Raw genomic sequence first — 20,471 nt, 5'->3', positions numbered from 1 at the left:
AGCCTAGGCTACTTCTCTCTCAAACTGTTTTACTGCAATTAAGCGCGATCTTCCCACTCTTGAGCGCGAGCAACCGCTTTTTTCCAGCCGTTATAGCGATAGTTACGCTCAGTAGTTTCGATGCCAGGGCGGAATTCTTTATCAATCGCCGCTTTGTTTTTCACTTCTTCTAAATCACTCCAGAAACCGATAGCAAGACCCGCAAGGAATGCTGCACCTAATGCGGTACTTTCGCGGACAACAGGGCGCTCTACACGAGTACCTAAAATATCGGATTGGAACTGCATTAAGAAATTGTTAGCAACAGCACCACCATCAACACGCAGTGATTGTAAACGTGCACCTGAATCTGCTTGCATTGCATCAAGCACATCGCGTGTTTGATAAGCAATAGATTCTAAAGTTGCACGAATAATGTGATTACGGTTAGCACCACGAGTCAAACCAAAAATAGCACCACGCGCATACGGATCCCAATATGGTGCGCCTAAACCTGTAAATGCAGGAACAACATAGACACCATTTGTATCGTTAACTTTAGTTGCGAAGTATTCAGAGTCAGTGGCTTCATCAATCAGTTTTAGCTCATCACGTAGCCATTGAATAGAAGCACCACCAACGAATACCGCACCTTCTAGAGCATAGTTTACTTCACCACGAGGGCCACAACAGATTGTTGTTAACAAGCCATGATTAGAGCGAACGGCTTCTGTACCTGTATTCATCAGTAAGAAGCAACCTGTACCATAGGTATTTTTCGCCATACCACTTTGTACGCAAAGTTGGCCATAAAGTGCAGCTTGTTGGTCACCCGCCATACCTGCGATAGGAATACGTGTACCACCTTTACCACCAATGTTTGTTTGGCCATAAACTTCAGAAGATGCCACTACTTTTGGTAGCATATTGCGAGGAATATCCAGCAGATCGAGGATTTTTTGATCCCAATCTAAAGAGTGGATATTAAATAACATGGTACGAGAGGCATTAGTAAAGTCAGTAACGTGAACTCGGCCTTGTGTCATTTTCCAAACTAACCAAGTATCGACAGTACCGAATAACAATTCACCTTTTTCGGCTTTTTCACGAGCGCCTTCGACGTTGTCGAGGATCCATTTTAATTTTGTACCAGAGAAATAAGGGTCAACCATCAAGCCAGTATTTTGACGAATATATTCTTCAACACCTTCTTTATCTTTTAAGCGAGTACAGAAATCTGCAGTACGGCGGCATTGCCATACAATCGCGTTATAAACGGGTTTACCGGTTTCTTTATCCCATACAATAGTGGTTTCACGTTGGTTTGTGATACCAATACCAGCAACGTGGTCGGATGGAATATCTGCTTTTGCTAATACTTCAACTAAGGTTGCACTTTGTGTTGCCCAAATTTCCATTGGATCGTGTTCAACCCAGCCTGGCTTAGGATAGATTTGGGTGAATTCACGTTGTGAGATACTGACGATATTTGCATCGTGGTCAATGACTACGGCGCGTGAACTGGTTGTGCCCTGATCTAGCGCAACAATGTATTTTTTCTCGGTATTCGATGTATTTGTTTCTGTTGTCATGTTATTAACCTGTTCTGATAATCAACAATATTGCTCTTAATTTTATTTATCGTCTTCGATTTTGCAGGTATCGCAAGGTAAGTGACGGCCAATTAATTTACGGTAAGCCAATGCACCTAAGATACCACCGATAAATGGAGCAATCATTGGAACTAAGAAATAAGGGATATCACGTCCACCAGTCAGCGCGATATCACCCCAGCCAGCAAAGTACGCAACCAGTTTTGGACCAAAGTCACGAGCTGGGTTTAAGGCGAATCCAGTTAGTGGACCAAATGCACCGCCGATTACGGCAATTAAGATACCAATTAATAAAGGTGCTAATGGGCCTTTAGGTACACCGTTACCATCATCAGTTAAGGCTAAAATTAAGCCAACAAGGATAACGGCAATGATAACTTCGACAACAAAGGCATGTGCAACGGAAATTTGAGCTGCGGGATAAGTAGAGAATACACCGGCAGTGAAGAGACTTTCTTGTGAGCCCCTGACAATGCCATTAACTTGTTCATAGTCGATAAAAACATTGTAGTACATAAAGTACACAATGGCTGCGGCAAAGAAGCCACCTAACATTTGTGCAATAATATAAGGAACAACTTTTCTGCGCTCAAAGCAAGCAAATAGCCAAAACGCAACGGTAACAGCAGGGTTCAGGTGTGCACCAGAGGTGCCGGCGGTAAGATAAACGGCTAAGGCAACACCCAGCCCCCAGATAATACTTATCTCCCACAATCCCAGTTGAGCACCTGCAATACGTACTGCAGCAACACAACCAAGACCAAAGAAGACTAGCAACGCAGTTCCGATAAATTCAGAAATGCATTGACCCATAAGAGAGGTTTTCGTCTGGCTCATATATTCTATCCTGAAAGAGGGTTATTTATTGTTAGTATTCTTTTCGAATTGAAAAGATAACTGTGAATTTATCGTTAATGAGCGTAAACGAGAATAAGCGAAATTGAAATTTGTGTGTCTCATCAAGAAAATGAGTGAAAACGCTCTTAATTAGTGACTTGATCGACATTTGTAATGTGATCTGACCAGTATTTTTGATAAATTGAAAAAAGAATGTAATTCCTCGGAAGATGCTAGACAGTTGTTGATAGGCTACTTACAATCGGAAGTATCGATTATATGGGGGATTACAGTATGTCATTTGAAGTTTTCGAGAAGTTAGAATCAAAAGTACAACAAGCAATTGATACCATCACGTTATTACAGATGGAAATCGAAGAGTTAAAAGAAAAAAATGATGCGCTGAACCAAGAAGTTCAAGAAGCGAAAGGATCGCGCGAAGCTCTTGTTCGTGAAAATGAAGAGCTGAAACAAGAGCAATCAAGCTGGCAAGAGCGTTTACGCGCGCTGTTAGGCAAAATGGAAGACGTGCAATAATTGTCTTTGTTTGCTTAAAGCCTAAGAAAACAAAAGCCACCTTTAGGTGGCTTTTGAGTATTGAAATCGTAAGAATGCAGATAAAAAGTAACAATTACTCTTCAATCAAATCTTCATCTAAGCCTAATGGCTCTTCAGATAAGATGATCCCTGTGTTATCAGCATAAAGATAATCACCAGAGAAGAAGGTAACGCCCCCGAAGTTAACACGGATATCACTTTCACCAATGCCTTCACTTGGACAACCTGCTGGGATAGCTGCCATCGCTTGAATACCTAAATCAAGCTCTGATAATGCATCAACTTGACGTACTGCACCATAAACGACAATGCCTTCCCATTCATTAGAAACAGCGAGTTGCGCTAGTTCCGCATCAACTAAAGCTTTACGTACGGAGCCACCGCCATCGACCAAAAGAATACGGCCTTTGCCATTTTCTTCGAGTAAGTCATAAAGCAGGCCATTATCTTCAAAACATTTAACGGTGATGATTTGCCCGTTAAAGGCACTTTGACCACCAAAGTTTGAGAAAAGCGGTTCTACGACATTGATATCTTCTTGATAGATATCACAGAGTTCAGAAGTATCATATTTCATAGGAGATTACGTCAGGTTGCCACAGGAAATCTCAGTATATCCCTTAACAGGGGCGGTTGGCAAAAGACTCACTGAAAATTCAGTGAGTCAAATCAACAATCGAGTGAAATTATTCTAAAACTAAGCCTAAAGAGAAAAGAACGTTAGTTAGCAGTGCTGCTTTTACCATGTGTTCGAGTAGAGGACGCATCGCCTCACCAGAGTGATCCGCATTCACACGCTTGATATGCAGTAAAAGCATTGGGGTAGCGAGTAAAAATAACCATGCTGTCCAGCGGTGCATATAAAGTAGGGTAAAGATAATTAAGCAAGCAATAGAAAGAAAAATAACACACGTATGGTAAGTACGTGAGCCAGCAGGGCCTAAGCGAACAGCTAATGTATTTTTACCTGCCTGAATATCACTTTCTAAATCGCGCATATTATTAATATTTAGAACAGCGACAGAAAGTAAACCACAGGCTGTGGCTGGAAGTAGAGTAACAATATCAAAGGTATTGGATTGCAAGTAATAAGTTCCGATGACACTTAACCAGCCAAAGAAAATTAAAACAGAAATATCACCCAGTCCCATATATCCATAAGGCCGTTTGCCCACGGTATAAGTAATTGCGGCAACAATAGCGAGTAAACCCATCACTAAGAAGCCAATAGCGTCTTCAGGCTTTTTACAGGCGACAATAATCAGTGCAATACCACAGATACAGGAAATAATAACATTTAGGATCAGTGCTTTTTTCATTTGAGCCGCTGTTATCATGCCTTTTTGCATTCCACGAAGTGGCCCTAAACGCTCTTCAGTATCCGTTCCTTTTACGGCATCACCATAGTCATTAGCAAGGTTCGATAGGATCTGTAAGGTTCCTGCTGTTAATATAGCAAGCAGTGCAATAGGTAGCTCAAAATGACCCATCCAATACGCTAATGCGGAACCCGTCACAATGGCAATTAACCCTAAAGGTAGTGTTTTGGGTCGTAAACTTTCAAGCCAGGCTTGGGTCCGGCTAGTGGAATTTAGAGAGCTCATGCTGAAATTCGATACTCATGTTCGTTGTTATTATAAAAATAAGAATGGGAGGCAAGCCTCCCACGTAAATATTGCTGATAAGGATCGCACAAGTTGATTATAAAATAAATCGACTCAGATCTTCATCTGCTACAAGCTCATCCAGATGCTGTTTCACATATTCTGCATCAATCAATACTGATTGACCTTGACGTTCACTTGCATCATAGGAAATTTCTTCCATCAAACGCTCTAAAACAGTATGTAAACGACGAGCACCGATATTTTCAGTGGTTTCGTTTACGCGCCATGCTGATTCAGCAATTTTGCGAATACCGTCTTCGGTGAAGCTAATGGACACACCTTCAGTAGCCATTAATGCTTCATACTGTTTTGTTAATGATGCATTAGGTTCAGTTAGAATACGCTCAAAATCTTCTGCTGTCAGCGCTTGAAGTTCAACGCGAATTGGCAGACGTCCTTGTAATTCAGGAATTAAATCAGAAGGACTTGAAACTTGGAAAGCGCCTGACGCAATAAACAGAATATGGTCTGTTTTTACCATACCGTGTTTTGTTGAAACTGTACAACCTTCAACCAGTGGTAAGAGGTCACGTTGTACACCTTCACGAGAAACGTCAGGGCCAGAACTTTGTCCGCCACGTTTACAGATTTTATCTACTTCATCAATAAAGACGATACCGTGTTGTTCTACCGCATCAATAGCTTGCTGTTTAAGCTCTTCAGGGTTAACTAATTTAGCAGCTTCTTCTTCAACAATAAGCTTAAACGCATCTTTGATTTTCATCTTACGCGCTTTTTGTTTTTGCCCCGCCAAATTTTGGAACATAGATTGTAATTGGTTAGTCATCTCTTCCATTCCTGGAGGAGCCATAATTTCAACACCCATTGGTGTTGCAGATAACTCAATTTCAATCTCTTTATCGTCTAATTGGCCTTCACGTAATTTTTTACGGAAAGATTGACGTGCAGCTGATGGTTCTGATGCTTGCTCTGCTACACCCCAGTTATTTTTTGCTGGTGGGATCAGGACATCAAGGATACGCTCTTCAGCCATTTCCTCAGCACGGAAACGATTTTTATCGATGGCTTGGCTGCGTACCATTTTAACCGCAGAGTCGGTTAAATCACGGATAATAGAATCGACTTCTTTACCCACATAACCCACTTCGGTGAATTTAGTCGCTTCAACTTTGATGAAAGGTGCGTTGGCCAATTTTGCTAAACGGCGTGCAATTTCAGTTTTACCTACACCAGTAGGTCCAATCATCAGAATATTTTTAGGTGTTACTTCATGACGCAGCGCTTCATCAAGCTGCATACGACGCCAGCGGTTACGTAGGGCAATCGCCACAGCACGTTTCGCTTTATCTTGACCAATAATAAATCTATCAAGTTCGCTGGCAATCTCGCGAGGAGTCATTTCAGACATGCTCTCTAATCCTTACTCTTTTGAAGAGAGTTCTTCAAAGTTGACATTATGGTTAGTGTAAATACAGATATCTCCAGCGATGCTAAGTGCTTTTTCTGCAATTTCTCGTGCAGAGAGTTCAGTATTTTCTAGCATAGCTCTAGCCGCTGCTTGTGCATAAGGGCCACCAGAACCGATAGCAATTAAATCGTTTTCTGGTTGAACCACATCACCATTACCCGTGATGATAAGAGATGTATTTTCATCTGCAACAGCAAGCAACGCTTCTAATTTGCGTAGCATTCTGTCTGTACGCCAATCTTTAGCAAGTTCTACCGCAGCTTTTGTTAAATGCCCTTGGTGAAGTTCTAATTTGCGCTCAAACAGTTCAAAAAGAGTAAAAGCATCAGCAGTGCCGCCAGCAAATCCCGCAATGACTTTGTCGTTATAAAGACGGCGTACTTTGCGAACATTGCCTTTCATGACGGTATTACCCATCGTCGCCTGTCCATCACCACCGATTACAACTTGGCCCTTACGGCGAACACTTACGATTGTAGTCATGAGTCAGCCCCTGGTTTAATCAATAAAAAAGTGAGACGGGAAGTGCCTTTATTTAAGATAAAGCACGGCCCGTTGTGTGAATTAGAATTATAGGTGGGGGAGAAAATTTATTTTTCAACCCCCAGAAGAGCGAAGAATACAACCTGATACGCCAGCTCCAGCTGCTTGTTTACTCACAGAGTTAGCTTGTTCTTTATTGTAAGGGCCTGATAAGACGCGGATCCAACCATCATTGCCTTTTGTTACTCGGCTTTCAATACCAGAAAAAGCCAGCGTTGCTCTTACTGATTCAGCTTGTTCGGTATTTTTAAATGAGCCACATTGCACTAAAAAGTTCGCTTCAGTGACAGCGGGTTTAGGCGGTGTAACAATCGCAGGTGCAGGTGCTTGCGGTTGTTGAGTTTGTACAGGCTGTTGTGCAACAGAAGGTGTTGTTATTGCAGGTGGTGTTACAACCACTTGTGAGCGAGGTACTTCACCATTGTAAGGCACTTCTGGCAGTTGAACGGCAGGTTGGCGCTTATCCGCTTCAATTTGTTGTAAAAAACGCAACTGCTCAGGTGAAAGTGTTGCTTTCGGATTAATCTGGCTACCCGATGAAGGATATTCAGGTTGTAAAGGCGTACCTACCTGACGATTTTCCAATTCTTTAATATATTGCCAACGCTCTTGAGGTTTTGGCGGTAGGCTATTCGCTGGATTTTGCCCAGTGACAGTCGGCGTTGTTTCTACGGCTTCTTTTTTATTATGAGTAATAAAATAGAGGCCGCCGATAAACAGCGCCACAATAGCTATTGCCGCGATAAGCGTTGTTAAAGGCAGCCCTTTAGCAGCCTTTTTGCTTTTACTTTTCGTTGTCTTTTTACGACGAGCAGATGTCTGCCCTCGTCCCACATAGTCTCGTTGTGCCACAGTTCGATTCGCTGATAATTAAAGGAATAGGTATCACAAACGATATGTTACTTAACATAGTGTGTTTTGCCTAGCTTTTAAGCCGACAGACACTATCTCTTATAATTAGCTCGCAATCTAATAAGCGAGAGCCGGGTGCGACAGGTCTACCTTGTAATTGGTCAAGTAATAACAACATAGATTCACGACCAATTTGATAACGAGGTTGTTCCATTGTTGTCAGAGCAGGCTCGCTATAACGTGTAATATCAAGATTATCAAAACCAATCACAGAGAGATCTTTGGGAAGCTCTAATCCTAATTTTTTTGCCTGCCACATAACGCCAATTGCCATAATATCACTATGACAGAAGACAGCTGTCGGTGGCTCAGGTAAAGAAATCAGCTTTTTCAGACTTTCTGCACCGCTTTCATGGGTAAAATCACCACGAATAATATAATCTTCGCGCAAAGGTACGCCCGTTCTACGCATGGCTTGAATATAGCCTTGCAAGCGATAACGGCATAAAGGCATATCTTCAGGGCCTGTAATACAGGCAATACGCTTATGACCCATTTGCTGTAAATAGTGTGTAGCTCTAAAAGATGCAGTGAGATTATCAATATGGACGGTAGGTAATTCGAGTTCAGGTGCAAACTCATTTGCCATGATCATCGGTGGCAAATTTTTCTGCTCTTCTTTAGAAACATCAAAAGGGATGTGTGAGCCAAGAAGTAACATACCGTCAATTTGTTTGGTAATAATAAGATTAATAAAGGCATTTTCATGTTTTTGCTGATGTTTACAATCACCAATTAACACAAGATAACCATGTTGTGCAGCGGTTTCTTCGATGCCACACACAACATCAGTAAAAAATGGATCGCTGATGTTAGGTACGATCACAAGGATCGTTTTTGACTCGTTACGCTTAAGGTTCTTTGACAGGTTATGTGGGTAATAGCCCACATCAAGAACAGCCTGTTCAACTTTCTGACGGGTTTGTGAGGATACTTTTTCCGGATTCATTAAAGTACGTGACACAGTTGCTGTGGACACGCCGGCTGCAAGGGCAACATCTTTCATTGTTGCTTGCGTATTATCTTTATTATTCTGTTGCAAACCCCATACCTCCCTTTTGGATGGTTTAGTTAAACGATTGCTTTTTTGTTGCAAAAAAACCGCCAATATTCAAAAAAGGATTTTATCGACGGTTTTTAATTCAAGAAATATTCTAAATTGTTATTCTACCCGCTTTTTAAATAGATTCTGTTACCTAGTTTGCATAAAAAGTGTGATACCAATCGTTTTTATGAGGTAGTTCGCAAAATTGATAAATAGTCTTAGGTGGCAACGAGTATTTGAGCGAAGTTGTACCGTCAACATAAATCTGGCTAAAATACATTCAACTTAGGTTGAAAAAGATACTTAACAATCTGTTGGGTCGACATCAATATTCCATTTCACTTTTTTACTCTCAGGCAAGGCGACAATTTGAGGATAAGTGATAGACATTAATTTTTGTAAATAACCCCGTGAAGGATGCTGGAGCAATAATTGCCAACGATAATTTCCACCTCGTTTAGCTTGAATTGCAGGAACAGGCCCCATTACCCATAAATTAGAGTCTCGCATTGGGTGTTGTTCAAAAAACTGTTTGAGTTGTCGCAAGAACTGAGGCGCACGTTGATTATTGTGATCTTCAGAGCGGATCATTATATGGCTAGAATAAGGTGGTAAAAAAGTCGCTTGTCGCTCCTGTAAAGCTTCTTTAGTAAAAGCATCATAACCTTTTTCTAATAGTGTCAGCAAAAGAGGGTGATCGGGTTGGTGAGTCTGTAAATACACCGAGCCTTGCTTACCTGCACGGCCAGCACGACCTGATACTTGTATATAAAGCTGAGCAAAGCGTTCAGCTGCACGAAAATCACTGGAGAACAGAGCGCCATCCACATCAAGCAAAGCCACTAAGGTGACATCAGGAAAGTGGTGCCCTTTGGCTAACATCTGTGTACCGATAAGAATACGTGAGCCACCTTGGTAAATATCTTCCAGTTGTTGCTCTAAAGCGCCTTTGCGACTTGTTGTATCTTTATCAATTCGTGTCACTGGCGTATCAGGAAATAATTCACCAATCCCTTGTTCAAGTTGTTCTGTTCCTAATCCTACTGGCATTAAATTAGTTGAGCCACATTGTGGACATTGTGCTGGAATTCGTCGCTGACTATCACATTGATGGCAACGTAACATGCCATTTTTTTGATGGATCGTGTAATAGTGATCACAGCGAGGACATTCTGCTATCCAACCACATTCATGACATAACAATGCAGGCGAAAATCCACGGCGATTTAAAAAGAGCATCACTTGGTTACCTGCATTAAGGTGCTCTTTTATCGCTTTAATAAGGATTGGAGACAACCCCGTTGTCAGTGGTTGCCCTTTTAAATCTATTAAATGCTCTGTTGCGGGTTTTGCATTACCTGCACGTTGAGTCAGAGTGAGTTGTTGATATTTTTTTTGCTCAACATTAAAACTGGTTTCAATCGATGGGGTTGCGGTTCCCATCACGATAGGAATATTTTCTTGTTTTGCGCGGAAAACGGCGAGATCGCGAGCATGGTAACGCCAACCATCTTGTTGCTTATAAGAGCCATCATGCTCTTCATCGATAATGATAATGCCAAGATGCTGAAAAGGGGTTAGAAGTGCCGAACGCGTACCGATAATAATGGCATTATCACCTCGTTTTGCTCGTAACCAAACAGCTAAGCGTTCAGTATCATTTAATCCTGAATGAAGCACATCCACTGGGGCATTAAAGCGTGCTTTAAAACGACGAATTGTTTGAGGTGTTAAGCCAATTTCAGGCACCAGTACCAGTGCTTGTTTACCTTGTGCGAGAATTTTTTCTAATACACTTAAATAAACTTCAGTTTTGCCTGAACCTGTAATACCCAATAATAACCAAGGTGAGAATTGATCTGCCTGAGCTGTGATTGCTCCTACTGCAACAGCTTGTTCTGTGTTTAATTTAAAGCGTTCACCTTGAACAGCAAGACTGTTGTGCCAGTGTATCGGAGCCGGTTGAATAGGACGGAGATCCACAAACTCTTTCTTTTTTAAGTTATTGAGTGTTGCTGTTGTGATCTCAAATTCATCAAGTTGATGGCGATATAACGGTGTACGTCGAAGGGCCGCTAATGCTTGTTGCTGTTTTTTCGCACCTTTTAAACTGTTGAGATCGAGATTAATCCCTTCTTCTGTGGCATACCATTGCCATAATGGTGTGAATTCTGCGGGTTTTCCTTGTCGTAATAAAATCGGCATAGCATGAAATAACACTTCTCCTAAAGGATAGTGATAATAAGCCGATGCCCAATTTAGCATATCCCATAAAACACCCGGAAAGAGTGTTTCACTATCAAGGACTTCATCAATAGGCTTTAGCTTTTCGAGAGGAAACTCACTGTGTGTACTGAGTCCTTTGACAATACCAATAGAGCGGCGTTTATTACCAAAAGGTACGATCACCCGACTACCAACAACTGGGGCGTCGATCCCTTCCGGTAACAGATAATCAAAAGAGGAGAACAGTGGTACAGGCAAAATTACCTGAACTATAGTCATATCAGGGTTTCCGAGAGTTTTAGCGAAAAGATGACCTTAAGAATATCACAAAAAGTGTGCAGATTTCATTGCGCGTTTAGTGGATATTCTGTATGATCCGCCCCCTTTGGTAGATAAATTACCAAACACTTAATTTCAATCAACACGACGTGTGGTGTTCGGCTGTGGGCTGAATGGCGACACGGCCTTAGTAGAGGTTTTCCATGCAAAAAGATATCCATCCTAAATACGAAGAAATTACTGCATCTTGTTCTTGCGGTAACGTTATGAAAATCAACTCCACTGCAGGTCATAACCTGAATCTGGACGTTTGTGACAAATGCCACCCATTCTATACTGGTAAACAACGTGATGTTGCAACTGGTGGCCGTGTTGATCTGTTCAACAAACGCTTCAAAATTCCAGGCAGCAAATAAGATATTTGTTGTCACAAGATGTCAGCCTAGCTTGACATCTTGTAGACAGTTCGGAATTGAAAAAAAGCCCAAAGTTTTTGCTTTGGGCTTTTTTGTTCGTGTTAATCAAGCAATAAATCAAAAATTGACGCTGATTAATACTCCCAAGTATCGGGATCAACCCCGCGCTGGCGCATTATTTCTTTTGCCTCTTCAGGGATTTCATCGTTACGTTCTTTACGTAAGTCTTCATCATTTGGGAGAGGCTGTCCGGTAAATGCGTGCAAAAATGCTTCACACAATAATTCACTATTGGTTGCATGTTTTAGGTTATTAACCTGACGGCGAGTGCGTTCATCAGTCAAAATTTTCAATACTTTCAATGGAATTGAAACTGTAATTTTTTTAACTTGCTCACTCTTTTTGCCATGCTCAGCGTAAGGGCTGATATATTCACCGTTCCATTCAGCCATGGATTACCTTAATTAATATCATTTAGTTGAAGTCAGAATAGGGTTAACCCACATTCTGATGGGCAATACCAGTTTATCATGACTTTTCTAAAACCACCGACCCTTCTAGCTGAAGGTGAGAGAAAAAGTAATAGCACTGGCGATATTCTTAATTTATGTATTATTCCATTACTTAATCTATCCGTAAAGGAGTTTAGATGGCTAGATGTATTGACGTCTTGGTGTCTAATTGGATATGCTGTTGTAGACTTCTCCACTTATCGCTGTGACAAGGTGCCTGTATGACGAAGAAAACAGCAACAATTGCTATCCATAATGGGCTAAATGAAGACACTCAATTTGGTTGTGTCGTACCGCCTATCTATCTTTCTAGTACCTATAATTTTTTAGAATTTAATCAGCCTCGCGATCATGATTATTCTCGTCGAGGTAATCCAACTCGCGATATGGTGCAAAAGGCATTAGCAGAGCTAGAAGGTGGAGTCGGGGCAGTTGTCACTAGCAGTGGGATGTCCGCAATTCATTTAATTTGCACCGTTTTTCTAAAACCTGGCGATGTGATTGTTGCACCTCATGATTGTTATGGGGGAAGTTATCGCCTTTTTAACAGTCAACAAGCGCGTGGTGCCTACCGTGTGATTTTTGTTGATCAAAATGATGATGTCGCACTTAAGCAGGCTTTAGCGCATCAACCCAAAATTGTTTTTATCGAAACACCAAGTAATCCTCTTTTAAGAATAACGGATATTCAAAAAATCAGTGAACTTGCTCATCAGCAAGGTGCTTTAGTGGTTGCTGACAACACCTTTATGAGCCCTGTTTTGCAAAAGCCATTAGCATTAGGAGCAGATATTGTTGTGCATTCATGTACAAAATATCTCAATGGACACTCAGATATTGTCGCAGGTGTTGTTATCTGTCAGTGTCAGAAACAGCTTGAGGAGCTAAGCTGGTGGGCGAATAATATTGGCGTCACTTCTGGTGCATTTGATAGCTATTTATTATTAAGAGGTATAAGAACATTAGTGCCTCGAATTCGACTTCAACAAGAAAATGCACAGGCATTAGTGGCGTTTTTACAAACACAGCCTTTAGTCGAAAAAATGTATTACCCCGCACTGGAAAATCATGTTGGTCATCAAATAGCAAAAAAACAGCAACAAGGTTTCGGTGCGATGTTAAGTTTTGAGTTAAAAGGGGGATTGGATGTGATTAAACTCTTTTTATCTCAATTAACACTCTTTACACTGGCAGAATCTTTAGGTGGGGTAGAGACCTTAATTTGTCACCCTGCCACCATGACACATGCAGGTATGTCAGAAGAAGCGAAAAAAATAGCAGGGATCAGCCCCTCATTACTTCGTATTTCGGTGGGTATTGAAGATAGTCAGGATTTAATTAACGATTTGCAAAGTGCGTTTGATGCAGCAACTAAAAGGTAACCATGGATCATGAGCGTAGTGGCGATTAAACAACAGGCGGAGCCGATTTGCCGTCAGTTACATAAATTCGGTGGTAGCAGTCTTGCAGACATAAAATGTTATCAACGTGTCGTGAATATCATGACGAACTATAGCCAACCTAATGACCTAATGGTGGTTTCTGCGGCGGGCTCGACGACGAATCAGTTGATTAGCTGGCTGAAACTTAGCCAAAGTGATCGTATTTCTGCCCATCAAGTCCAGCAAACTTTGCGTCGCTACCAGTTATCTTTAATTGAAGGGCTACTTTCAAAAGAGAATGCAGAATTACTCTCTCAAGCCTTTATTGCTGATCTTGAACGCTTAAGCTATTTGTTGGATAAACCTATCACAGACGCGACTTATGCAGAAGTTGTCGGCCACGGTGAAATTTGGTCTGCAAGATTAATGGCGAGATTACTTACAGAGCAAGGTTTACCTAGTGTGTGGTTAGATGCGCGTGAATTTTTATGTGCTGAGAGAGCGGCTCAGCCTCAAGTGAACGAAACTTTATCTCGTCCATTATTACAATCACTATTAGCTAAACACCCCGAAAGCCGTTTTGTCGTAACCGGTTTTATCAGTCGCAACCAACAAGGTGAAACGGTCTTATTAGGTCGTAACGGTAGCGACTACTCTGCCACACAAGTTGGGGCTTTAGCGGATGTCGGTAAAGTAACAATTTGGAGTGATGTTGCGGGTGTTTATAGTGCGGATCCTCGTAAAGTTAAAGATGCTTGTTTATTGCCATTGTTGCGTTTAGATGAAGCGAGCGAATTGGCTCGATTGGCTGCCCCAGTTTTACATACACGCACACTTCAACCTGTTTCAGGTAGTAATATTGATTTGCAACTTCGTTGTAGCTATCAACCAGAACAGGGTTCAACTCGTATAGAACGTGTTTTGGCATCAGGAACGGGTGCGAAAATCGTTACTAGTCATGATGATGTTTGTTTGATTGAACTCCAACTTCCATCTCATCAAAACTTTGAACAAGTGGCGAAAGAGGTTGATGAATTACTTAAACGTGCACAAATCCGTCCTTTAGCTACTGGTGTTGATAAAGACAGCCAACTTTTACAGCTTTGCTATACCAGTGAAGTCGCTAACAGTGCATTAGATGTATTACAAGATGCGGTTTTACCGGGAAAATTACATCTACGAGAAGGTTTTTCACTAGTGGCTTTAGTGGGGGCAGGTGTTTGTAAAAATCCACTCCATTGTCATCGTTTCTATCAACAACTTAAAGATCAACCTGTTGAATTTATTTGGCATGCTGAAGATAACATCAGCTTAGTTGCAGTGTTACGTAATTATACCGAGCATCTACTGCAAGGTTTACATCAAACGCTATTTAGGGCTGAAAAACAGATTGGCTTAGTGCTGTTTGGTAAAGGGAATATTGGTTCACGTTGGTTAGAGTTGTTTGCTCGCGAACAAGAGCCTTTGTCAGCACGTAGTGATTTTGAATTTATTCTTGCGGGTGTCGTTGATAGCCGTCGTAGTTTACTTGATTATCAAGGGATTAATCCAAGCCGTGCATTGGCTTTCTTTGATGAGGAAGCTACAGAGCATAATGAAGAGTCGCTGTATCTTTGGATGAGAGCTCATCCTTATGATGATTTAGTGGTTGTTGATATTACGGCTAATGAGTCTCTTGCTACCTCTTATGAAGATTTTGCTAGCTACGGTTTTCATGTTATCAGTGCAAATAAGATTGCTGGCTCGGCTTCAAGTGTACGTTATCGTGCCACACGAGATGCCTTTTCTAAAACAGGTCGCCATTGGTTATATAACGCAACAGTCGGTGCGGGTTTACCGATTAATCATACAGTGCGTGATTTGCGTGAAAGTGGTGACACTATTTTATCAATTAGCGGTATTTTTTCTGGCACGCTCTCTTGGTTATTCTTGCAATTTGATGGCACAGTGCCTTTCAGTGAGCTGGTGGAACAAGCTTGGCAACAAGGATTAACCGAGCCTGATCCACGAATTGATTTATCAGGGCAAGATGTGATGCGTAAACTGGTTATTCTTGCTCGTGAAGCTGGTTATGACATCGAGCCAGAACAAGTCCGAGTTGAATCTTTAGTACCTGTACAAGCTGAAACTGGTTCACTAGAAGAGTTTTTTGATAACAGTGCATTGATCAATGAACAAATGGCACAACGATTAGCTGCCGCAAATGAAATGGATATGGTATTACGTTATATCGCCCGTTTTGATGCTAATGGTAAAGCAAAAGTCGGTGTTGAAGCGGTGAGAAAAGATCATCCTCTTGCCTCGCTATTACCGGGTGATAATTTATTTGCGATTGAAAGCCGTTGGTATCGTGATAACCCTCTTGTGATCAGAGGGCCGGGAGCTGGAAGAGACGTGACCGCAGGCGCAATTCAGTCAGATTTAAACCGCCTTTCTCAGTTACTGTAATTTAATTTTTTCTCTTTTATAAAGATTATCGGCAGGTTATTTTTTGCTGATAATCTTTTGTCATTTTTGTGTCATATCACTCAATTTTTTTAAATTCTTTGGCTATACTTGAATTATCTCTAGTCACAAAGGAGCGATTGATGTCAAAGGTAGTAAGACAGATTGTCCCACTAAGAAATGAAATGACGGAGGTAAACCATCAAGCTAAAGAGAACTTTTGTCAGTAGCTCATGATGTGAAATTTAAGCGTCTTGAGTGGAAGTTGAAGTACGGTTACAACGTGTTTGAACGTTATTAAGAGTACAATTCGATTAACCACATTATTTACAACAGACAACTTAATTTACTGAAAGACAATTCGTTATTTTTAACTTAAAGCGCTGATACTCAGCGCTTTATTCGTTTTTATCTTATGAGGATCTTAATCGGAAATCGTGATCTAGTAAAAATGTAAAAAAGAATAAAATAAGCGATGAAATAGAAACACGAGTTATAGCCCCACCAGCGAAATTAGCTACAAATCAAAAAAATAGACCAGACAATTTATCAATATTAAAAAAAATCATCTAAATTTTCCGCCAGATAAATTTTCACGTATCACTCCCTTTCTAGTAAAAAACTCTTCTTAGTAGATAAGAAACGAAAAAAAGTCCTTATTCTTGCTAAAATTGAGCTAGAACAGCATGAATATTAGCCATTCTTATAAGACTAAAGCCGTAATTAAATTTCAGAAAAATCCCCCAAAACGATTATTTTCTGATATGAATAGTAGGCTAAGTAAAAAAAGCAGTGTGGCTTATCACAAAAATCAAAATAAAGTCACATCAGAAATGAAAGTTAATTACACAACTGGGAGGACATGACTTTTCTAATAGGAAGAAGCATGTTGTTACCGCCACAAAGACAAGGTCAGGAGTCTTATGAATCAACAATATTCTGCTATGCGTAGCAATGTCAGTATGCTTGGCAAGCTACTTGGAGATACGATAAAAGAAGCGCTCGGTGAAGAAATTTTAGATAAAGTTGAATCTATTCGAAAATTATCTAAATCATCACGAGCGGGTAATGAAGTTCAGCGACAAAAACTGTTGCTGACGTTACAGAATCTCTCTAATGATGAATTATTACCTGTTGCTAGAGCATTCAATCAATTCTTAAACCTGACGAACGTGGCAGAACAATACCATAGCATTTCACCTCACGGTGAAGCAGCGAGTAATCCTGTGGCATTGGCAAAACTGATCACCAGACTAAAAGATAAGAATTTTACCGACGAGCAATTAAAAGAAGCGGTAGAGCAAATCTCTATTGAGCTGGTATTAACGGCACACCCAACCGAAATCGCACGTCGTACACTGATTCATAAGCTGGTTGAGGTAAATACCTGTTTATCTCAACTCGACCACGATGATCTAGCAGATTATGAGCGTACTAATATTATGCGCCGTCTGCGTCAGTTAGTTGCCCAATCATGGCACACTGATGAAATTAGAAAAATTCGCCCAACACCTATTGATGAAGCGAAATGGGGATTTGCGGTTGTTGAAAATAGCTTATGGGAAGGTGTTCCTGCTTTTTTACGTGAATTTAATGAGCAGCTTAAAGAATCCATTGATTACAACTTACCCGTAGAAGCTTCTCCTATTCGTTTTACTTCATGGATGGGTGGAGATCGTGATGGTAACCCAAATGTGACGGCTGAGATCACACGCCATGCTTTACTATTAAGCCGTTGGAAAGCCGCTGATTTATTCTTAAATGATATTCAAGTTCTTGTTTCAGAGCTTTCAATGACAGAAAGTACCCCTGAGCTGCGCGAATTAGCAGGTGGTACTGAAGTTGCAGAGCCATACCGTGAAATTGCTAAACAATTGCGTACTCGCTTACAAGTCACTCGTGATTATTTAGAACAACGCATTAAAGGACAGCAATCTCTACCTCCTGAAGGATTGTTAATTGATAATGCCCAACTTTGGGAACCGTTATACGCTTGCTATCAATCACTGACTCAGTGCGGTATGCGTATTATCGCTAATGGGCAACTGTTAGATACATTACGTCGTATCCGTTGTTTTGGCTTACAGCTAGTTAAGCTCGATATTCGCCAAGAAAGTACCAATCACACCGAAGCACTCTCTGAATTGACACAGTATTTAGAGCTTGGTGATTACGCGAGTTGGTCTGAAGAGCAAAAACAAACATTCTTACTTGAAGAATTAAGTTCTAAGCGCCCGCTGATCCCAACTAATTGGCAACCAAGTGCAGCGACTCAAGAAGTATTTGAGACTTGCCGTGTGATTGCTGAATCACCTAAAGATTCTATCGCCTCTTATGTGATTTCAATGGCAAAAGTGCCTTCTGATGTATTAGCTGTAAAACTATTACTGAAAGAAGCTGGCGCGAATATTCGATTACCAGTTGCCCCTCTATTTGAAACGCTTGATGACTTAAATAATTCTGAAAGCGTAATGACCCGTTTGTTTGATATTCCTTGGTATCGCGATTTAATTGATGACAAACAAATGGTGATGATTGGCTATTCAGACTCAGCAAAAGATGCGGGTGTGATGGCAGCATCGTGGGCACAATATCGTGCTCAAGATGCATTAATTAAGCTCTGTGAAAAATCAGGTGTGACATTAACACTATTCCACGGACGTGGTGGTACGATTGGTCGTGGTGGTGCGCCAGCACATGCAGCATTACTTTCTCAACCACCAGGAAGTTTAAAAGGTGGCCTGCGTGTGACAGAACAAGGCGAAATGATCCGCTTTAAGTTCGGATTACCACAAGTCACCATCAGTAGCCTTGCTCACTATGCAGGTGCAATCTTAGAAGCGAATTTATTACCACCACCAGAGCCAAAAGCGCCTTGGATTGAGGTAATGGATTCCTTATCTGACGTTTCTTGTGCAATGTATCGTGACTATGTACGAGGACAAGAAGACTTTGTTCCTTACTTTAGAGCGGCAACGCCAGAAGGCGAATTGGGTAAACTACCATTAGGCTCACGTCCTGCAAAACGTCGCCCTACTGGAGGTGTTGAAACTTTGCGCGCTATCCCGTGGATCTTCGCATGGACTCAAAACCGCTTAATGCTACCTGCTTGGTTGGGTGCTGGCGCTGCATTACAACATGAAATTGATAGCGGAAAACAAGCGGTATTAGACGATATGTGTGAGAACTGGCCGTTCTTTAATACACGTATTGCGATGTTGGAAATGGTGTACGCTAAAGCAGATTTATGGTTGGCGGAATATTACGATCAACGTTTAGTTGAAGAGCGTTTATGGCCATTAGGATCTAAATTACGCCAACAACTTTCCGATGATATTAAGAGTGTCCTGGCCATTTCAAAAGATGAGCACTTAATGGCAGATTTACCATGGGTTGCGGAATCTATTGCACTACGTAATGTGTATACCGATCCATTAAACGTACTTCAGGCTGAGTTATTACAGCGCTCTCGTACTCATAGCGAGTCTGATCCACGTATTGAACAAGCGCTAATGGTAACAATTGCTGGTATTGCAGCTGGTATGCGTAACACAGGCTAGAGCAATCCGTATTTAGAAACTAAAACAGCGCTTAATAACAGCGCTGTTTTTTTTATGCTTACTTATTTCAAAGAGGCGATAAATAAAATGCAGTTAACACGAAAAATAAACCAGCGTTGATGCCAATTATTTACGCCTTTATTGAGAGAGGAAAATAAAGAATAAGTAGAAAATTGTTTTGCGATTATTTTTTGATTTTTTGCATCACAACATTTACGAAAAAGAATAAAAAAACTGCCTAATTCACGAACTGCCTGTTGGCGGAGTGCTTTTGCTAATAACTGATCAGATTGTTTATCTGCTTCTTTTAATAGCTGTAAGATTATCTGTAAATAACTTTGTGTTCGTTGAGCTTCTTTTTGTTGGTCGGGTTTACGTGTAATAGAGTCAGGATTAGCACAGTAATAATAGAGAGGTTGGTTATCAAAACCTATTCGCTCTGCAACAAGCGCTAATTGCATTGTCCACAAAATATCTTCATGATAAAGACCTTCAATAAATTGAAGTTGATGTTTTTTTATTAAGTCATGCCGAGTTAACTGCAACCAAACGAAATGTGGCCATTGATGTTGAGTGACGGCATGAATGATCCACTCACTACCTTTTATGACTTTTTGATAAGGCTGTCGTTGGTGGATTGGTCTTTGGTGCTTTTTAAGATCACTTGGATTGAATCGTTCACCATTGCCAATTAAAACATCAACGTGTTGGGTAATAGCTAATTGATACCAATGTGCGAGTAATTCAGGCTTAATAAAATCATCACTATCAAAAAAAACTATCCACTCACCTTGAGCATATTTTAAACCTGTATTTCTTGCGCTGGATAATCCTTGATTAGTTTGATGATAAAGCTTCACTCGTGCATCTTTTTGGCAATAAGACGTTGCGATTTCAGCACTATTATCTGTCGAACCATCATTAATAATAATGACTTCAATATCGGTGAAAGTTTGAGTGATCACACTATCCAATAATCTCGTAATACGAGACGCTTCATTAAACATAGGAACGATGACAGAAATTTGGGGGGTTTTCACAATATTGAGCCAGTTATCAATAAATAAA

Annotated in this window: 16 protein-coding genes; 5 read left to right on the top strand and 11 right to left on the bottom strand. The window is 40.9% G+C overall.

What is annotated here, in order from left to right; translation table 11 throughout:
- Positions 1 to 38 precede the first annotated feature (38 nt).
- Positions 39 to 1,571, bottom strand: a complete 1,533-nt coding sequence (gene glpK / locus GWJ01_RS02635; RefSeq protein ID WP_109419654.1) for a glycerol kinase GlpK — start codon at positions 1,569 to 1,571, stop codon at positions 39 to 41.
- 42 nt (positions 1,572 to 1,613) lie between these two features.
- Entirely contained in the window at positions 1,614 to 2,429 is an 816-nt protein-coding gene (locus GWJ01_RS02630) for an MIP/aquaporin family protein (protein ID WP_075672993.1), read from the bottom strand.
- 294 nt (positions 2,430 to 2,723) lie between these two features.
- On the opposite strand from GWJ01_RS02630, the gene zapB reads away from it, so the two are divergent.
- Positions 2,724 to 2,966 (top strand): cell division protein ZapB, encoded by a 243-nt coding sequence (gene zapB / locus GWJ01_RS02625; RefSeq protein ID WP_036933299.1) that lies wholly within the window; start codon positions 2,724 to 2,726, stop codon positions 2,964 to 2,966.
- Positions 2,967 to 3,060: 94 nt separating this feature from the next.
- Here zapB and rraA read toward each other — a convergent pair whose 3' ends face one another.
- From rraA to priA, 7 genes are all read right to left on the bottom strand, one after another.
- Positions 3,061 to 3,564, bottom strand: coding sequence for a ribonuclease E activity regulator RraA (rraA, locus tag GWJ01_RS02620; protein WP_098941446.1), 504 nt, complete (start codon positions 3,562 to 3,564; stop codon positions 3,061 to 3,063).
- Between the two features lie 109 nt (positions 3,565 to 3,673).
- Positions 3,674 to 4,591, bottom strand: coding sequence for a 1,4-dihydroxy-2-naphthoate polyprenyltransferase (locus GWJ01_RS02615; RefSeq protein ID WP_075672991.1), 918 nt, complete (start codon positions 4,589 to 4,591; stop codon positions 3,674 to 3,676).
- 97 nt (positions 4,592 to 4,688) lie between these two features.
- Entirely contained in the window at positions 4,689 to 6,023 is a 1,335-nt protein-coding gene (gene hslU, locus GWJ01_RS02610; RefSeq protein ID WP_075672990.1) for an HslU--HslV peptidase ATPase subunit, read from the bottom strand.
- 12 nt (positions 6,024 to 6,035) lie between these two features.
- A complete protein-coding gene (hslV, locus tag GWJ01_RS02605) occupies positions 6,036 to 6,566 on the bottom strand; it encodes an ATP-dependent protease subunit HslV (RefSeq protein WP_006534149.1) in 531 nt (176 codons plus the stop codon).
- 114 nt (positions 6,567 to 6,680) lie between these two features.
- The gene (locus GWJ01_RS02600; RefSeq protein WP_161710652.1) at positions 6,681 to 7,478 is read right to left on the bottom strand and encodes an SPOR domain-containing protein; all 798 of its coding nucleotides are present in this window, start codon (positions 7,476 to 7,478) and stop codon (positions 6,681 to 6,683) included.
- Between the two features lie 70 nt (positions 7,479 to 7,548).
- Entirely contained in the window at positions 7,549 to 8,580 is a 1,032-nt protein-coding gene (gene cytR, locus GWJ01_RS02595; protein ID WP_072064648.1) for a DNA-binding transcriptional regulator CytR, read from the bottom strand.
- Positions 8,581 to 8,886: 306 nt separating this feature from the next.
- Positions 8,887 to 11,088: a primosomal protein N' gene (gene priA / locus GWJ01_RS02590; RefSeq protein WP_109402107.1), complete on the bottom strand. Its 2,202-nt coding sequence runs from the start codon at positions 11,086 to 11,088 to the stop codon at positions 8,887 to 8,889.
- Between the two features lie 203 nt (positions 11,089 to 11,291).
- Here priA and rpmE point away from each other — a divergent pair, with 203 nt between their 5' ends.
- The gene (rpmE, locus tag GWJ01_RS02585; RefSeq protein ID WP_006534140.1) at positions 11,292 to 11,504 is read left to right on the top strand and encodes a 50S ribosomal protein L31; all 213 of its coding nucleotides are present in this window, start codon (positions 11,292 to 11,294) and stop codon (positions 11,502 to 11,504) included.
- A gap of 134 nt (positions 11,505 to 11,638) precedes the next feature.
- On the opposite strand, the gene metJ is transcribed toward rpmE, so the two are convergent.
- Positions 11,639 to 11,956 (bottom strand): met regulon transcriptional regulator MetJ, encoded by a 318-nt coding sequence (gene metJ / locus GWJ01_RS02580; RefSeq protein ID WP_006534139.1) that lies wholly within the window; start codon positions 11,954 to 11,956, stop codon positions 11,639 to 11,641.
- Positions 11,957 to 12,237: 281 nt separating this feature from the next.
- On the opposite strand from metJ, the gene metB reads away from it, so the two are divergent.
- The 3 genes from metB to ppc all read left to right on the top strand — a co-directional run bounded on the left by metB (position 12,238) and on the right by ppc (position 19,403).
- Positions 12,238 to 13,398 carry a cystathionine gamma-synthase gene (gene metB, locus GWJ01_RS02575; protein WP_109402105.1) on the top strand — a complete coding sequence of 387 codons (1,161 nt, stop codon included), beginning with the start codon at positions 12,238 to 12,240 and terminating at the stop codon, positions 13,396 to 13,398.
- 9 nt (positions 13,399 to 13,407) lie between these two features.
- Complete coding sequence (locus tag GWJ01_RS02570) at positions 13,408 to 15,846, top strand: bifunctional aspartate kinase/homoserine dehydrogenase II (protein ID WP_109402104.1); 2,439 nt, start codon at positions 13,408 to 13,410, stop codon at positions 15,844 to 15,846.
- A gap of 920 nt (positions 15,847 to 16,766) precedes the next feature.
- Positions 16,767 to 19,403 carry a phosphoenolpyruvate carboxylase gene (gene ppc / locus GWJ01_RS02565; RefSeq protein WP_109394368.1) on the top strand — a complete coding sequence of 879 codons (2,637 nt, stop codon included), beginning with the start codon at positions 16,767 to 16,769 and terminating at the stop codon, positions 19,401 to 19,403.
- Between the two features lie 62 nt (positions 19,404 to 19,465).
- On the opposite strand, the gene GWJ01_RS02560 is transcribed toward ppc, so the two are convergent.
- Positions 19,466 to 20,443, bottom strand: a complete 978-nt coding sequence (locus tag GWJ01_RS02560; protein ID WP_161710651.1) for a glycosyltransferase — start codon at positions 20,441 to 20,443, stop codon at positions 19,466 to 19,468.
- Between the last annotated feature and the right edge of the window lie 28 nt (positions 20,444 to 20,471).

The organism is Proteus sp. G2618 (assembly GCF_009915995.1).
Classification (GTDB): Bacteria; Pseudomonadota; Gammaproteobacteria; order Enterobacterales; family Enterobacteriaceae; genus Proteus; species Proteus terrae.
The sequence above is the reverse complement of the archived record's forward strand: the minus strand, read 5'-3'. Positions and strand labels throughout refer to the sequence as shown.

What these genes read in the sequence shown, in the direction of transcription:
- GWJ01_RS02615 (WP_075672991.1), bottom strand. Translation starts at nt 4,591, where the DNA reads ATGAGCTCTCTAAATTCCACTAGCCGGACCCAAGCCTGGCTTGAAAGT.
- ppc (WP_109394368.1), top strand. Translation starts at nt 16,767, where the DNA reads ATGAATCAACAATATTCTGCTATGCGTAGCAATGTCAGTATGCTTGGC.
- hslV (WP_006534149.1), bottom strand. Translation starts at nt 6,566, where the DNA reads ATGACTACAATCGTAAGTGTTCGCCGTAAGGGCCAAGTTGTAATCGGT.
- glpK (WP_109419654.1), bottom strand. Translation starts at nt 1,571, where the DNA reads ATGACAACAGAAACAAATACATCGAATACCGAGAAAAAATACATTGTT.
- hslU (WP_075672990.1), bottom strand. Translation starts at nt 6,023, where the DNA reads ATGTCTGAAATGACTCCTCGCGAGATTGCCAGCGAACTTGATAGATTT.
- GWJ01_RS02630 (WP_075672993.1), bottom strand. Translation starts at nt 2,429, where the DNA reads ATGAGCCAGACGAAAACCTCTCTTATGGGTCAATGCATTTCTGAATTT.
- priA (WP_109402107.1), bottom strand. Translation starts at nt 11,088, where the DNA reads ATGACTATAGTTCAGGTAATTTTGCCTGTACCACTGTTCTCCTCTTTT.
- metJ (WP_006534139.1), bottom strand. Translation starts at nt 11,956, where the DNA reads ATGGCTGAATGGAACGGTGAATATATCAGCCCTTACGCTGAGCATGGC.
- rraA (WP_098941446.1), bottom strand. Translation starts at nt 3,564, where the DNA reads ATGAAATATGATACTTCTGAACTCTGTGATATCTATCAAGAAGATATC.
- zapB (WP_036933299.1), top strand. Translation starts at nt 2,724, where the DNA reads ATGTCATTTGAAGTTTTCGAGAAGTTAGAATCAAAAGTACAACAAGCA.
- metB (WP_109402105.1), top strand. Translation starts at nt 12,238, where the DNA reads ATGACGAAGAAAACAGCAACAATTGCTATCCATAATGGGCTAAATGAA.
- GWJ01_RS02570 (WP_109402104.1), top strand. Translation starts at nt 13,408, where the DNA reads ATGAGCGTAGTGGCGATTAAACAACAGGCGGAGCCGATTTGCCGTCAG.
- rpmE (WP_006534140.1), top strand. Translation starts at nt 11,292, where the DNA reads ATGCAAAAAGATATCCATCCTAAATACGAAGAAATTACTGCATCTTGT.